At 40.7% G+C, this 15201-nt stretch carries 13 protein-coding genes and 1 other RNA gene; 12 read left to right on the top strand and 2 right to left on the bottom strand.

The window, feature by feature from the left end; all coding sequences use genetic code 11:
• Window positions 1-88: 88 nt before the first annotated feature.
• The 5 genes from lon to SC428_RS11155 all read left to right on the top strand — a co-directional run bounded on the left by lon (window position 89) and on the right by SC428_RS11155 (window position 6176).
• Entirely contained in the window at window positions 89-2527 is a 2439-nt protein-coding gene (gene lon, locus SC428_RS11135; RefSeq protein WP_070926764.1) for an endopeptidase La, read from the top strand.
• 212 nt (window positions 2528-2739) lie between these two features.
• Window positions 2740-3015 carry a nucleoid-associated protein HU-beta gene (gene hupB / locus SC428_RS11140; RefSeq protein ID WP_175442508.1) on the top strand — a complete coding sequence of 92 codons (276 nt, stop codon included), beginning with the start codon at window positions 2740-2742 and terminating at the stop codon, window positions 3013-3015.
• Window positions 3016-3187: 172 nt separating this feature from the next.
• Window positions 3188-5056: a peptidylprolyl isomerase gene (ppiD, locus tag SC428_RS11145; RefSeq protein ID WP_318707745.1), complete on the top strand. Its 1869-nt coding sequence runs from the start codon at window positions 3188-3190 to the stop codon at window positions 5054-5056.
• Between the two features lie 146 nt (window positions 5057-5202).
• A complete protein-coding gene (locus tag SC428_RS11150; protein WP_283126327.1) occupies window positions 5203-5571 on the top strand; it encodes a ComEA family DNA-binding protein in 369 nt (122 codons plus the stop codon).
• Window positions 5572-5744: 173 nt separating this feature from the next.
• Window positions 5745-6176, top strand: coding sequence for an acyl-CoA thioesterase (locus SC428_RS11155; protein WP_070926758.1), 432 nt, complete (start codon window positions 5745-5747; stop codon window positions 6174-6176).
• 50 nt (window positions 6177-6226) lie between these two features.
• Here SC428_RS11155 and queC read toward each other — a convergent pair whose 3' ends face one another.
• Complete coding sequence (gene queC / locus SC428_RS11160; protein WP_070926756.1) at window positions 6227-6925, bottom strand: 7-cyano-7-deazaguanine synthase QueC; 699 nt, start codon at window positions 6923-6925, stop codon at window positions 6227-6229.
• Window positions 6926-7122: 197 nt separating this feature from the next.
• Here queC and SC428_RS11165 point away from each other — a divergent pair, with 197 nt between their 5' ends.
• The 5 genes from SC428_RS11165 to amtB all read left to right on the top strand — a co-directional run bounded on the left by SC428_RS11165 (window position 7123) and on the right by amtB (window position 13031).
• A complete protein-coding gene (locus SC428_RS11165) occupies window positions 7123-7584 on the top strand; it encodes an Lrp/AsnC family transcriptional regulator (RefSeq protein WP_070927053.1) in 462 nt (153 codons plus the stop codon).
• Window positions 7585-7664: 80 nt separating this feature from the next.
• Entirely contained in the window at window positions 7665-9410 is a 1746-nt protein-coding gene (locus SC428_RS11170; protein ID WP_070926753.1) for a SmdA family multidrug ABC transporter permease/ATP-binding protein, read from the top strand.
• Entirely contained in the window at window positions 9407-11191 is a 1785-nt protein-coding gene (locus SC428_RS11175) for a SmdB family multidrug efflux ABC transporter permease/ATP-binding protein (RefSeq protein WP_070926752.1), read from the top strand. The genes SC428_RS11170 and SC428_RS11175 overlap by 4 nt, the downstream gene beginning before the upstream one ends.
• 207 nt (window positions 11192-11398) lie before the next feature.
• A complete protein-coding gene (locus tag SC428_RS11180) occupies window positions 11399-11737 on the top strand; it encodes a P-II family nitrogen regulator (RefSeq protein ID WP_070926750.1) in 339 nt (112 codons plus the stop codon).
• A gap of 4 nt (window positions 11738-11741) precedes the next feature.
• Window positions 11742-13031 carry an ammonium transporter AmtB gene (gene amtB / locus SC428_RS11185; RefSeq protein WP_404826915.1) on the top strand — a complete coding sequence of 430 codons (1290 nt, stop codon included), beginning with the start codon at window positions 11742-11744 and terminating at the stop codon, window positions 13029-13031.
• 144 nt (window positions 13032-13175) lie between these two features.
• Here amtB and tesB read toward each other — a convergent pair whose 3' ends face one another.
• Window positions 13176-14042, bottom strand: a complete 867-nt coding sequence (tesB, locus tag SC428_RS11190; RefSeq protein WP_070926746.1) for an acyl-CoA thioesterase II — start codon at window positions 14040-14042, stop codon at window positions 13176-13178.
• A 303-nt stretch (window positions 14043-14345) separates the two neighbouring features.
• Between tesB and SC428_RS11195 the strand changes: the two genes are divergently transcribed.
• Together SC428_RS11195 and ffs are read left to right on the top strand one after the other, a co-directional pair.
• On the top strand, window positions 14346-14804 hold the full coding sequence (locus SC428_RS11195; RefSeq protein WP_318707753.1) for a YbaY family lipoprotein: 459 nt from the start codon (window positions 14346-14348) through the stop codon (window positions 14802-14804).
• Window positions 14805-14920: 116 nt separating this feature from the next.
• An RNA gene (gene ffs, locus SC428_RS11200) (signal recognition particle sRNA small type) lies at window positions 14921-15017 on the top strand.
• Window positions 15018-15201 lie beyond the last annotated feature (184 nt).

A 15201-nucleotide genomic window follows, 5' to 3' on the forward strand; every position in this document is an offset into this window, starting at 1 on the left:
TGTGGTTTCTTTGCTCCTAAAATAAACATTTTTTGAGCAATTGTTGGAAACCCTTAAACTAGCGCAAGCTAAACGAAGAGAGAGCTTTATGAATCCTGAGCGTTCCGAACGCATTGAAATACCAGTATTGCCTCTGCGTGATGTAGTGGTGTACCCACATATGGTGATCCCACTGTTTGTTGGACGTGAAAAATCCATTCACAGTCTGGAAGCAGCGATGGATCATGACAAGCAAGTAATGCTCGTAGCTCAAAAAGAAGCTTCAACTGATGAGCCTGGAGTCAATGACCTATTTTCAGTTGGTACTGTTGCTTCAGTTATCCAAATGCTAAAGCTGCCTGATGGCACCGTTAAAGTTTTAGTTGAAGGCCTAAGAAGAGCACACATTAGTAGCTTGACTGATAATGGTGAATATTTCATAGCACAAGCCGAATATTTGAAGTCAGAATCTGAGAAAAATAGCTCAGAGGCTAAAGATTTTTATAACGAAGCTGCTGCACCTGCGGCAGAGCTTCTTGATGAAAAAGAACAAGAAGTTCTTTATCGCACGATTGTTAGTCAGTTTGAGAGCTACATCAAACTCAATAAAAAAATTCCACCTGAAGTACTGACTTCACTGCATTCCATTGAGCAAGATCAGCTGGATAAACTTGCTGATACGATTGCCTCTCATATGCCATTGAAATTGGCTGATAAACAGCGAGTGCTGGAGATGGCAAATGTAGCAGAGCGTGTTGAGTTCCTGATGGCAATGATGGAGTCAGAAACTGAATTACTGCAAGTTGAGAAACGCATCCGCAACCGTGTTAAGAAGCAGATGGAAAAAAGCCAACGTGAATACTATTTGAATGAGCAAATGAAAGCGATTCAAAAAGAGCTTGGTGAAATGGATGATGCTCCTGACGAATATGAAGCGCTAAAACGCAAAATTGAAGAAGCAAAAATGCCAAAAGAGGCACATGAAAAAGCAGAAGCGGAATTGCAGAAGCTAAAAATGATGTCTCCAATGTCAGCTGAAGCCACGGTTGTGCGTAGCTATATCGACTGGATGGTTCAGGTACCATGGCACGCACGCAGTAAAGTAAAAAAAGACCTCGTGAAGGCTCAAGAGATTCTCGATACTGACCACTATGGTTTAGAGCGTGTAAAAGAACGTATTTTAGAGTATCTGGCAGTACAAAGCCGTGTCAGCAAGATCAAAGGGCCTATTTTGTGCTTGGTAGGGCCTCCGGGGGTTGGTAAAACCTCACTTGGCCAATCTATTGCTAAGGCAACTGGCCGCCAGTATACCCGTATGGCGCTAGGTGGCGTACGTGATGAAGCGGAAATCCGTGGGCATCGTCGCACCTACATCGGTTCCATGCCGGGTAAATTGATCCAGAAAATGGCAAAAGTAGGCGTAAAAAACCCACTGTTCTTACTCGATGAGATCGACAAAATGTCATCAGACATGCGTGGTGATCCAGCTTCAGCCTTGTTAGAGGTATTGGATCCTGAGCAAAACGTCGCATTTAACGACCATTATCTGGAAGTTGATTACGATCTTTCTGATGTGATGTTTGTTGCAACATCAAACTCAATGAACATACCGGCTCCGCTGCTTGATCGTATGGAAGTGATCCGTCTGTCAGGTTATACGGAAGATGAAAAACTGAATATTGCTAAACAACACTTACTGTCGAAGCAAATTCAGCGTAATGCCCTGAAAAAAGGTGAATTAACCATTGATGACAGTGCATTAATTAGTATCATTCGTTATTACACTCGTGAAGCGGGTGTTCGTAGTCTTGAGCGTGAGATTTCGAAACTGTGCCGTAAAGCGGTTAAATCCTTATTGATGGATAAAAAGCTTAAACACATCGAAATTAATGCTGATAACCTGAAAGATTTCTTAGGGGTTCGCAAATTCGATTACGGCCAAGCAGATACTGAAAACCGCGTCGGTCAGGTAACTGGTCTGGCATGGACTGAAGTAGGCGGTGATCTATTAACTATTGAAACGGCTTGCGTACCGGGTAAAGGGAAACTGACTTATACAGGTTCTCTTGGTGAAGTGATGCAAGAATCGATTCAAACTGCCTTAACAGTAGTACGTGCACGCGCAGAAAAACTGGGTATTAACAGTGATTTCTATGAAAAACGTGATATTCATGTACACGTGCCTGAAGGTGCAACACCGAAAGATGGCCCAAGTGCTGGTATTGCGATGTCGACAGCGCTGGTTTCTTGTTTAACAGGTAACCCAGTTAAAGCTGACGTGGCAATGACAGGTGAAATTACCCTAAGAGGATTAGTGTTACCTATCGGTGGTTTGAAAGAAAAATTACTGGCTGCACATCGTGGTGGTATTAAAACGGTGTTAATTCCATTTGAGAACAAGCGTGATTTGGAAGAAATTCCAGAAAATGTTATTGCTGATTTGGAAATTCATCCAGTGAAAACGATTGAAGAAGTACTCTCTTTGGCATTAGTGAACCCACCATTTGGTGCGGAAGTCGTAAAAAATAAGTCGAAAAGAGTGAGCTGAATCAAGAAGTTTAAATAAAAATGAGGCTGATGACCTATTTAGGGGTTGTCAGCCTTTTTTTTCGTCGCTAATTTAACGATGATTCTGATAATTATTTGGATGTTATCTGTTCTCTTGCCATTGGCATTAAGGATTGATATAACGGCTGCATCATTAATTAGCTTAATAGCCTAATTAAGATCATAGTCAAAACTAATATGGGGATGATAAGAGTGAATAAGTCTCAACTGATTGATCAAATCGCTTCTGAAGCGAATATTTCTAAAGCTGCAGCTGGTCGTGTTGTTGATGCATTCGTTGCATCTGTAACTGGCTCACTGAGCAAAGGTGATGATGTTGCTTTAGTTGGCTTTGGTACATTCACAGTTCGTGAACGTGCTGCTCGCACAGGACGTAACCCACAAACAGGTAAAGAAATCAAAATCGCTGCGGCGAAAGTACCTGCTTTCCGTCCGGGCAAAGGTTTAAAAGACGCGGTTAATGGTTAATCCAGTTTTATTTTGAGTTTGTTTTATTTTTTCTAAAACTCACACTGACTGAATATTATTAATCAGCTAATATAGAGGCGCATCATGGAAATGATGCGCTTTTTTTTCAATCTGGGTTAAGATTAGCGTATTATTAGGAAATGAATTCAACCAAGCGGAGTTAAGCCTTTTTATGATGGACAATCTACGCACGAAAGCGAACAGTCCTTTTATCAAAGTGCTACTGGCTATTATTATTCTGTCATTCGTGCTGACAGGGGTTGCCGGTTACATGATTGGTGGGTCGAGCAATGATGCTGCCGAAGTAAATGGACAGTCAATTAGCAGGGAGCAACTACAACAGGCTTTCTCGCAAGAGCGTCAGTCCTTACAAGAGAATTTGGGAGACAGATTCTCTGAAATAGCTGGTAATGAAGAAGCCATGAGAGCATTGCGTGCTCAAGCACTTGCCAACTTAATTAATAGTGAGCTGATTAATCAGTATGCGCAAGAATTAAACCTGTCTGCGAGCGATGCGCAGATAGAGAAAGCGATTTTCGCGATGCCAATTTTCCAAACTAATGGTAACTTTGATAGCGAAAAGTATCGTTTGATATTAAAGCAATATAATGTCAATGCGGACAACTTTGCTGCCCAAATCCGTAATGATTTGGTGCGCGCACAGTTAGCTAAAGCTTTCACAGGCAGCGATTTTGCACTTCCTTCAGAAGTCAAAACGTATGCGGAGCTATTTTTACAAGAGCGTGAAATTCGCACAGCGACGTTATCATTAGCGGATGCACAAGCTAAACAGTCTGTGACTGAAGATGAAATTAAAGCTTACTATGATGCAAACCACGATAGCTTCATTTCACCTGAGAAAGTTAAAGTCAGCTACGTTGAGATTGACGCAACGACGCTGCCAGAGCAAACCGTTTCTGATGAAGAGCTGAAAACCTACTATGAGCAAAACCTGAAAAATTATACTCAGGCGGAGCAAAAGCATTACAGCATGATCCAAGTCGCCTCTGAAAAAGAAGCGAATGCAATCGTCGATGAGCTAAAAGCAGGGGCTAATTTTGAAACCCTCGCGGCTGAAAAGTCGACTGATAAATTCAGTGCTGGCAATAAAGGTGTTATCGGTTGGATGGAAGAGGCGTCTACCCCTGCTGAAATTGCTGACGCTAAGCTAACAGAAAAAGGTCAAATTTCTGCGCCAGTTAAATCCGGAGAAAGTTTTGTTATTTTCCGTTTGGATGATATTAAACCTGAAAGCGTTAAATCATTTGATTCAGTAAAAGATGGACTGAAAACGACATTAAACCAAGAGAAAAATGTTAAACAGTTCTATGACTTACAGCAAAAAGTCAGTGAAGCTGCAACTAACGATAATGAATCTTTAGCATCTGTCGAAGAAGTTTCAGGCCTAAAAGTGGCAACAACTGACTGGTTTGATAAGAACAATCCACCAGAGGCATTGAAATTCCCTAAAGTGATCAATGAGATTTTCAGTGAACGCCTAGTAGATAAAAATGGTTCTACAGGTATCAACTCTGACGTGATTAACGTTGAAGGTGATCGTGCATTTGTGGTTCGTGTTACAGAGTACAAACCAGAGCAAATCGAATCCTTAGAAACCGTCAAACCTGAAATTGAAGCACTAGTTAAACGTCAAAAAGCAAATGCAGTGCTAAAAGCGGAAGGCGATAAATTGCTTGCTGCACTGAAAGAAGGTAAAGGTGAGTCAGCGCTAAGTGCGGCTAATGTGACATTTACTGCCCCTGAAACGGTTTCTCGTGTTATGCCACAAACACCAATTACTGGTGCAGCGATGGCAATGGCGAAACCAGTAGATGGTAAAGCAACTTATGCAACAGCGCGTGATGCACAAGATAACCTAGTTATCATTCAACTTGATAAAGTAACCGCAGGTAAAGCTTCTGAGGAAGAGTTAGCGCAGTTAACTCGAGAGTATCAAGGCATGATGGCAGCTTCAGTGAATGAAGCATTGATGCTGAACCTGCGTAATAACGCAAAAATTGAAGAGTTCAACGTCGAGTAATTTGGGAAGCTCCTCGCAATTTTTATTGCAAGATAGCATTCTTTGAGGCCACCTTTGGGTGGCCTTTCTTATTTCTACTCTGATTAAAAAGCTTTTCTATTATCTTCTTGGCATTGTGTTATCTCACTTTAAACAGGAGAAACTCGATGTCATGGATGCAATTAACAAAACAGTTTTTAGGTAGTGTTGTGATCATGTTTTCAATGTTGATGTATCAACAGCAAGCATTAGCTAAAAAAACGGAAACTGAGAAACCATCATTAGCAGTAACGAACCAAACGTCTCAGCAGGTTGTCGATGTAACTCATTCTAGCAGTACTCATCAAGTTAATATTAATCAAGCAAGCGCAGAGGAACTGGCTAAGAAACTGAGTGGGATAGGGATCCAAAAAGCAAAGGCAATTGTTGAATATAGGGACAAATATGGTGCATTTAGTTCGTTAGAAAATATTTTAGAGGTGAAAGGAATAGGTCCCTCATTTTTAGAAAAAAATAGGAGTAAGTTAACTCTGTAATTCACTTGGTACCCATTTATGTTTCATGGGTACTTGTTTTAATGTTTCCAATCTGTGATTGCTTCATTAGTGGCTATAACGGCGATGTATATCACATAAACTAAATGATTTGTGCATGAGTCATGATTTTTTGTTATCTTTTTGTAAAAACATGGCGACTGGTCGGAGTAGTTATGGCAACAAAAATAAAAGTGTGTGGTTATCACATCGATGTATTTCAACATGTTAATAATGCACGTTACCTTGAGTTTTATGAAACTGATCGATGGGCTGTAATGGCTAATCAAGGTTTTCTTGAATGGGCACTTAAAAAACAGTTGGCTATGGTGGTTGTAAACATCAATGTAAACTATTTTCAAGGGGCGGTAATTAATGACCAACTAACCGTTGTAACGCGTATCGATAAAATTAACACCAAGAGTGCACTATGCTATCAGCAAATATCACGAGAAAGGAATGGTAAAAAAGAGCTGGTATCAGATGCAGTACTGACATTTGTGATAGTTGATTTAGTTGCGAATAAATCAGTCCCACTTAATGGTGAAATACTAGAGAAATTACAACAACTATCACTCAGTGAGACTGGTGATTTTATTGCGGTTTAAAAGAGAAATCGGAAAGTGTTGAAACACTTTCCGATTACATAAGTACAAAGCTAAGGGAGATCCAGTTTGTTTTTTAAGGAGACTAAAACAGCGTCTTTATTGGCCAAATAATGCGTTAAGCCTTTACTTCTAAGGTGGCAGGCGGCACATTCACCGCAGCCATCGCCTTGTATGCCGTTATAACAAGTCAATGTTTGGGCTCTGACGGTGTCTAAATGGCCATAGTAATCTGCAAGTGCCCATGTTTGTGCTTTATCGAGCCACATCAGTGGGGTTTCGAAACGAATATCTTTTGCCAATCCTAAGCTAACAGCATGGTTAAGAGCTTTAACAAATTCATCTCTGCAATCAGGGTAGCCTGAGAAGTCAGTTTCACAGACACCAGTGATCACTGCCTCAGCTTGGACTTGGTATGCATAAATAGCCGCTAAGGTTAAAAATAAGATATTTCTACCGGGAACAAAGGTGGTTGGTAATTCGCTAGCTTCGCTTTCATGATAATTAGGAACTGGGATGTTATCGCGAGTTAGACTACTCACAGCAAGTTCATTAAGTAGAGTGACATCAAGTGTTTTGTGTGCGGTTGCCCCAAGGGAGTGACTAAGTTTTTGTGCTACTTCAATTTCAAAACGGTGGCGCTGACCATAATCGAAGGTGATGCAATGGACTTCATCATAAGTTGTTAGTGCTTGAATAAGGCACGTTGTCGAATCTTGTCCGCCACTGAAGACAACAACCGCACGTTTCATAAATACTCCCTTTGATAAAAAATAAGTACTGAGTTTGTTCATCAGCCATGTTAGCGGTGCTAGGCTAACATGCACAGACTTAATTTGACCTTTTATCGTTAATTGATGAATTATTTATACTCTTCCCGCCTATTTAGGTAAAATTATTCTATGATATAGCGTAATTAATGGCATTTTATAATCAACAGAGAGCGCTTATGTTAGACAAGATAGATAAAAAGTTACTTCGTTTACTGCAAAATGATAGTAGCCTCTCTTTAAATGCACTCGCAGAACACGTTAGTTTAACTTCAACTCCTTGTTGGAAAAGGTTAAAACGCCTTGAAGATGATGGCTATATCCGCAGTCGGGTGACTTTACTCGATGGCGAAAAATTAGGATTAGGATTGACGGTGATTGTGATGATTAAAACACAACACCATAACAGCGAATGGTATGAGCAATTTGTGTCATTTGTCAGCCAGCTTCCTGAAGTACTGATATTCTATCGTATGGCAGGGGAGTATGATTACTTTATGCAGGTTGAAGTTAAAGACATGAAATCTTACGATCTATTCTACAAAAAACTGGTTAATGGTGTTCATGGGTTGATTGACGTTACCTCCAGTTTTGCCATGGAAAAAATTAAATATACGACTGTGTTACCCATCCCTGACTAGCGATGTTAACGCTGTATTACCGCTATTGTTGTTATGATGATAACGATAGACCATTAAACTTGATTCAAGGCTGTGACTAAGTGCGATTATTTTCACAACTACGCTGGTATTTTTTTAGTGAGTGGCGACGTTACTGTGGCGCTGTTTGCTTTTTAATTATTATTGCGATTTTACAACTTGTTCCACCTAGATTAGTTGGCGTGGTGGTGGATGGTATTAGTAACCAAACCATGGCAACCAGCCAGTTAGTATCTTATGTCACATTGATGCTAGGTATTGCGGTTGTTGTCTATGGTTTGCGCTATGTATGGCGACTCTGGTTATTTGGTGCCTCTTATAAGCTAGCGGTACAGCTACGACAAAAGTTTTATCGGCAACTCAGTCTTCAGAATCAATCCTTTTATTTGCGCTATCGCACTGGCGATTTAATTGCTCGTACTACCAATGATGTTGACCGAGTGGTATTTGCTGCTGGCGAAGGGGTTTTAACCTTTGTTGACTCGTTAGTCATGGGCTGTGCGGTGCTACTCATGATGAGTGTCAATATTAGTTGGCAGCTAACGTTATTAGCTCTGATCCCTATGCCAATTATGGCGATAGTGATCAAACGCTTTGGTGACCAGTTACATCACCGCTTTAAGCATGCACAAGGAGCATTTTCTTCTTTAAATAACCATGCACAAGAAAGCCTGACCAGTATTCGGATGATCAAAGCATTTGGCCTTGAAGATCATCAATCGAATCAGTTTGAGCAAGTGGCAACCGAAGCAGGGCGTCGTAATATGCATGTGGCACGAGTAGATGCACGCTTTGATCCAACTATTTTTATAGCTATCGGTATGGCAAACCTTCTAGCAATTGCTGGGGGGAGTTGGATGGTATTACAAGGCACATTAACTCTTGGTGAACTGACTAGCTTTGTGATGTATTTAGGATTAATGATTTGGCCGATGCTTGCTCTGGCTTGGATGTTCAATATTGTAGAGCGTGGTAGTGCGGCGTATAGCCGTATTCGAGAATTGTTGAATGAGCCTTTAGATATTGCAGATGGTCAACAATCTCTAAAGGCAGAACGAGGTAAATTAAGCGTAAATATTAAGGTATTTCGCTATCCTGAAGCTGAGCGAGTGGCATTACATGATATCCGTTTCGATTTGCAACCAGGACAATTTTTAGGGTTATGTGGCCCAACAGGCTCAGGCAAGTCAACATTAATTACTCTACTTCAGCGGCAATTTGATGTCACTGAAGGTGAAATTTGTTATCAGGGCCATTCGTTACCAACTATTCAACTTGATGAGTGGCGTAGCCGGTTAGCGATTGTTAATCAATCGCCATTTTTATTTTCTGATACTGTTGCAGGCAATATTGCGTTAGGCCATCCACAGGCAACGGTTGAGCAAATAGAAGAAGCCGCACGAATTGCCTGTGTACATGATGATATTTTGAGGTTGCCTGAAGGCTATCAAACTCAAGTCGGTGAACGAGGTGTTATGTTGTCTGGTGGGCAAAAGCAACGTATTTCTATTGCTCGTGCTATTTTACAAAATGCAGAAATTTTAGTCTTAGATGATGCGTTATCCGCTGTGGATGGGCAAACTGAATTTACAATTTTACAAAATCTTAGCCGTTGGCGTGAAGGAAGAACGCTGATCATCAGCGCACATCGTTTATCTGCATTGGTTGAAGCGGACAATATTCTGGTTTTATCCCAAGGGAGTATCGCGGCGGAAGGTATTCATACAACGCTATCGGTTCAATCAGGTTGGTACAAGGATATGTATCATTATCAACAGATTGAAGCAGCTTTGGACGGTGATTTATGAGTCAGAAGAAGCCTCTTTGGCCTGCATTAAAGCGTCTAATGGGTTATGGAAAAGTACATCGTGGAACGATGTCGGTAGCAATTATCATGTTATGGGTTGCAGCGGCGGCGGAAGTGAGTGGTCCATTACTGATTAGCTATTTTATCGACAATATGGTTGCTAAGAAGCAAATAATTATGCCATTAGCCTTATATATGGTGATTGGGTTTGTGGTGTTACAGGTTTTAGCGGCACTACTTCATTATTACCAAACGATACTTTTTAATAAAGCCGCGGTTGGTGTTGTACAAGCGCTACGCACTGATGTGATGAACTCCGCGTTAAGGCAGCCTTTAAGTGCTTTTGATAAACAACCTGTAGGGCAAATTATTTCTCGGGTAACCAATGATACTGAAGTCATTAAAGACTTATTTGTTATGGTTGTGCCTACGGTATTTCGTAGCTTAGCGCTTATCTGTGCCATGTTGATTGCGATGTTTACCCTTGAGTGGCGAATGGCTTTGGTGGCGATTATGATTTTCCCCGCTGTGTTGGTGGTGATGTTTGCTTACCAACGCTTAAGCACGCCAATTGTCAGACGAGTACGCTCTTATCTGGCTGAGATTAACAATGGTTTTAATGAAGTGATTAATGGTATGACGGTCATTCAACAGTTTCGCCAGCAAGCTAGATTTGGTGAGAAAATGTTGCAAGCGAGCGAAGATCATTATCATGAACGTATGAAGGCATTGAAATTAGATGGCTTATTATTGCGTCCTCTTTTGAGTTTGTTGTCTGCATCTGTTCTGTGTGGGCTACTATTTTTATTTGGTATTGATGGTGCTACAACGATAGGTGTTGGTGTTTTATATGCTTTTATTAACTACCTTGGGCGTTTAAATGAGCCATTAATTGAACTGACCTCTCAGCAGTCTATGTTACAACAAGCTGTAGTATCAGGGGAGCGAGTATTCGAATTAATGGATAGCCCAAAACAAGGTTATGGTGAGCATGCAGCTCCATTAAAAAGCGGTGCTATTGATATCCAACATGTATCATTTGCCTACCGTGAAGACAAAAAGGTACTCAATGATATTAATCTTCATGTACCAGAAAATAGTTTTGTTGCATTAGTGGGGCATACAGGGAGCGGTAAAAGTACTATCGCTAACTTGATTATGGGATATTACCCATGGCAACAAGGTGAAATCTTGCTTGATGGTCGCCCTTTACATTCGTTGTCGCATCAAGTTTTGCGTAACGGTATTGCTATGGTGCAACAAGATCCTGTTGTACTCGCCGCTTCTTTCTTTGATAACGTTGCCTTAGGGCGCGATGTGTCACAAGACAAAGTTTGGCAGGTGCTAGAAATGGTGCAACTTGCTGAACATGTGCGCTTGTTACCGGATGGTTTAGATTCAATGCTTGGTGAACAAGGTAATACATTGTCAGTTGGTCAGAGGCAGCTGCTGGCGATGGCTCGTGTGTTAGTTGTTACACCAAAAATTCTTATTCTTGATGAAGCTACAGCCAATATTGACTCAGGCACTGAACAGTCTATTCAAAAAGCGCTACGTATTATTCGTCAAACGACCACTTTGGTGGTTATTGCACACCGTTTATCAACGATTGTTGATGCGGATCAGGTGGTTGTGCTCCATCGTGGTGCAATTGTTGAGAAAGGAAATCATATGCAATTACTACAGCAAAAAGGGCGCTATTATCAAATGTATCAATTACAGCAAGTTGGTGAATCTTTAATCCAACATGATGATACTGAGTCTGAAACGGTACTCATTTAGTTTTTTTGCACACTTATAATGCATTTTGCAAGGCCACTCAGTTGAGTGGCCTTTTCTTTTGTCATGACTCTTTGAATTATAAGTGTAATTAATTTTGGCACGCTATTTGCTCAACACTATTTACTCTAAGTATTTTTGCGGTTGGTCTTGTTGTTATGGGAAATATTTAGCATGGGGTGACAGGGAATTAAATTAATTGGAGGCAAAATGAAATACATCATCGCAATCATTAAACCTTTTAAGTTAGACGAAGTAAGAGAAGCGCTTTCAGATATTGGTGTCCAAGGTTTAACAATTACTGAGGTTCGTGGATTCGGGCGCCAAAAAGGTCATTCTGAATTATATCGTGGTGCAGAGTATGTCGTTGATTTTTTGCCTAAAGTACGTATGGAAATTGCTGTATCAGATGAATTTGCCGATCAGGTTATCGAGGCAATCGAAAAAGCTGCAAATACAGGGCAAGTGGGGGATGGAAAAATATTTGTGTTTGAACTGGAGCAGGCTATACGGATCCGTACCGGTGAGAAACAAGATGAGGCACTTTAGGAGAATGGCGATGAGTAAACTATTTCAATGCGTTTATTTGCTACTAATAGCGAGTTTTCCTGCGAGTGTACTCGCATCTGAAGAGGGTATAGATAAAGCCGATAATGCTTTTATGATGATTTGCACTGCACTGGTTTTGTTTATGATTGTACCTGGGATCGCTTTATTTTATGGCGGGTTATTACGTAGTAAAAACGTTCTATCACTTATGGCGCAAACTATGGTGATTTTAGCTCTAGTTTCTGTCATTTGGGTTGTTTATGGCTACAGTCTTTCATTTAGCGAAGGAAATGATTTTTTTGGCGGCTTTAGCCAATTTATGTTGAAAGGAATTAGTATTGAAAGCCTTTCAGCAACGATCCCACAATTTGTACATGTTGCATTCCAAGGGGCTTTTGCTTGTTTAACTGTTGCGTTAGTTGTTGGCGCTTTAGGTGAGAGGGTCAAGTTTTCTGCGGTCTTAATATTTGCCTTTATTTGGACGACTTTTGCTTATATACCAATGGCACATATGGTATGGGGTGGTGGTTTATTAGCACAGGATGGTGCGTTAGATTTTGCTGGTGGAACCGTTGTACACATTAATGCGGCAGTTGCGGGGCTTGTTGGTGCTTACTTACTTGGTAAGCGAATTGGTTTCGGAAAAGAAGCAATAAAACCACATAATTTGCCAATGGTTTTTATGGGGACGGCAATCTTATTTATTGGTTGGCTCGGTTTTAATTCAGGCTCAGCAGGAAGTGCGAACTCAATTGCTGCGCTTGCCTTTATCAATACTGTTGTCGCAACGTCCGGTGCTGTGTTGTCATGGGTGTTCGCGGAATGGATTTTTAGAAATAAGCCTTCGTTGCTCGGCGCTTGTTCTGGCTGCCTTGCAGGATTAGTGGGTGTGACACCCGGTGCAGGCGCTGTTGGTGTTGCTGGTGCACTGATAATAGGCCTAATCTCTGGTATTGCAGGGCTATGGGGAGTGGTTATTTTAAAACGCTGGTTAAAAGTTGATGATGTATGCGATGTATTTGGGGTACATGGTGTTTGTGGCATTGTGGGGTGTTTATTGACAGGGGTATTTGCTTCTGCGGCATTAGGTGGGATGGGATATGTCGAAGGTGTCACCATGATGAAACAAGTCGGTATACAGGCATTTAGTATTATTGTTTGTGTGATATGGACCGCGGTAATTGCCTATCTGGCTTTCTTAATCGCAGATAAAACAACAGGTTTACGTGCAGATATGGAGCAAGAAAGAGAAGGACTGGATATTACCCATCACGGTGAAAGCGCATATAACTAATTATGATGTAAGTTAGTACTAACATTCATGTTATGGGGGCTAATTAAGCCGTAATAGTGGATATCCATGAATAACGATATCACATAAAATATGACAAGGCAGGAAGAATAACTCCCTGCCTTGTTAGTTAGTACTAACATATTTTTAACGAGGCTTTCTTTTACGAATAACCCCCTCTTGAACCGCGGTTGCGACTAACTCTCCTTGTTGATTATAAACTTGCCCTTTAACAAAGCCTCTACCACCTGATGCAGATGGGCTTTCTATCGCATACAGTAACCACTCATCAATTTTAAATGGTCTGTGATACCACATAGAATGGTCGATTGTCGCAACTTGCAAATCCCTCTCCATAAAACCACGACCATGAGGTTGTAGGGTTGCAGGAAGAAAATTATAGTCAGATGCATATCCTAATAAATAATGATGAAGTGATGGGATATCAGGAAGTTGCCCTTTTGTTTTGAACCAAATATAGCGGAATGGTTCTTGGGGAGGGGCATCAAATGGGCTATAAAATTGCACTGGGCGGAATTCAAATGGATTCGGACGTAAAGCATACTTCTTGACTGATTCAGGTAACTGAGCGGCTAAACGTTGGATAATCTCATCTTGAGAGATCAGTTTTTCTGGTGATGGTACTTCTGGCATTAAGTTTTGATGATCAAAACCATCTTCCTGCGCTTGGAAAGATGCGGTCATGAAAAATATGGGTTTTCCATGTTGTATTGCACTGATGCGGCGCGTGCTGAAACTGCCGCCATCTCGGAGTATTTCAACGTCATACACGATAGGGCGCTGGCTATCTCCAGGGCGTAAAAAATAACTGTGAAACGAGTTGATGACGCGATCGTCAGGGATAGTTTGTTCCGCGGCATACATAGCTTGGCCAACAACTTGTCCACCAAAAACTTGGGGTAGGCCAAGATCTTCGCTTTGACCACGGAAAATACCTTCTTCTATTTTTTCTAGCTCTAATAAGCTAATTAAATTTTGCAATTCTGGGCTCATAGCGACCTTGGTATCAATTAAAAAATATCAGATAACTATATTTTCCCATTAATACACAAAAATAGGTAGGCAGTTTTTGTGGTAAGGTTTTTATAGATAAAATCTATATCTAATTGTTATTGAGCTACTTCAACATGGTATGGAAGTGAAAATATTTTTTTGAAATTTTTTGTTACATTTGGAAATGATATTTCATTAATGAGATTTTTTCGCTATAATTGAAGTGTCTTCAGTAAAAAATTGCACCTTAAGATAAATAATATAAAAATATTTTGGCAATGATCTGTTTTTTAGGCACTTATCATGAAATTATACCAAGTCATCATGGGGTTGATCCTTATGACTCTATTAGTGGGCTGTGAGGGAAATAACAATAAAGCGAAAGAAGCCAAGCTTGATCGCTCTCATGATACAACAAATAGGAGTATTGAATCTGGCGTAATTAGCGGGCAAGTTGTGATCCAACAGCGCGTAGCATTACCAGTCAATGCAGTTGTTACAGTCACCCTAGCTGACACGTCAATTGCAGAGCTACCTGCTTTAATTTTATCGCAGAAATATTACGATACGCAGGGTAAGCAATCACCATTCCCGTTTGAATTAAGCTATCAAAAAGATGAAATTCGCTCTAGTGCACATTTGGTAGTGAGAGCGACAGTCTCTGTTGAAGGTGATATTTGGTTTATTTCTAATGTCGAGAGTGTTGTGATTAATAACGGAGTTACTCGGGATATAGAATTGCGTCTTGTACCAGCACAGTAAAGTTAAATACGCTATTGTTGCACAATAAAACAGCATTCAGTGGTGGGTTCCTTGCTATTTCAGTTATCATCAAGCATAATGCCACCTGCTTTTTAGGAAGCAATCTATGGGGGCTCTGTTGGTTCTCCCGCAACGCTAACTTGTTAACTTGGTCAGGTCCGGAAGGAAGCAGCCATAGCAGGGGATGTGTGTGCCGGGATGTCGCTGGCAGGGCCCCCACCCAATTCTAGCTATATCGCTTATTGCTTAATAATGGCCCTCTATTTTAGCCTATCGTTATTATTTATCGTTTTATTGCCACAGTGATATTACACGAAAAATGAGTTCTACTCGTTATCAGACTGATTATGACGTTATATTGACTTTTTTTAGTCGTTTTGAAAGTTTATTTCTCTTA

This window comes from Providencia sp. 2023EL-00965 (genome assembly GCF_033550225.1).
Classification (GTDB): Bacteria; Pseudomonadota; Gammaproteobacteria; order Enterobacterales; family Enterobacteriaceae; genus Providencia; species Providencia manganoxydans.

Coding starts and splice junctions, on each gene's coding strand:
- amtB (WP_404826915.1), top strand. CDS start 11,742: ATGGCGATGAGTAAACTATTTCAATGCGTTTATTTGCTACTAATAGCG.
- tesB (WP_070926746.1), bottom strand. CDS start 14,042: ATGAGCCCAGAATTGCAAAATTTAATTAGCTTATTAGAGCTAGAAAAA.
- SC428_RS11180 (WP_070926750.1), top strand. CDS start 11,399: ATGAAATACATCATCGCAATCATTAAACCTTTTAAGTTAGACGAAGTA.
- SC428_RS11165 (WP_070927053.1), top strand. CDS start 7,123: ATGTTAGACAAGATAGATAAAAAGTTACTTCGTTTACTGCAAAATGAT.
- SC428_RS11155 (WP_070926758.1), top strand. CDS start 5,745: ATGGCAACAAAAATAAAAGTGTGTGGTTATCACATCGATGTATTTCAA.
- SC428_RS11195 (WP_318707753.1), top strand. CDS start 14,346: ATGAAATTATACCAAGTCATCATGGGGTTGATCCTTATGACTCTATTA.
- ppiD (WP_318707745.1), top strand. CDS start 3,188: ATGATGGACAATCTACGCACGAAAGCGAACAGTCCTTTTATCAAAGTG.
- SC428_RS11150 (WP_283126327.1), top strand. CDS start 5,203: ATGTCATGGATGCAATTAACAAAACAGTTTTTAGGTAGTGTTGTGATC.
- lon (WP_070926764.1), top strand. CDS start 89: ATGAATCCTGAGCGTTCCGAACGCATTGAAATACCAGTATTGCCTCTG.
- queC (WP_070926756.1), bottom strand. CDS start 6,925: ATGAAACGTGCGGTTGTTGTCTTCAGTGGCGGACAAGATTCGACAACG.
- SC428_RS11175 (WP_070926752.1), top strand. CDS start 9,407: ATGAGTCAGAAGAAGCCTCTTTGGCCTGCATTAAAGCGTCTAATGGGT.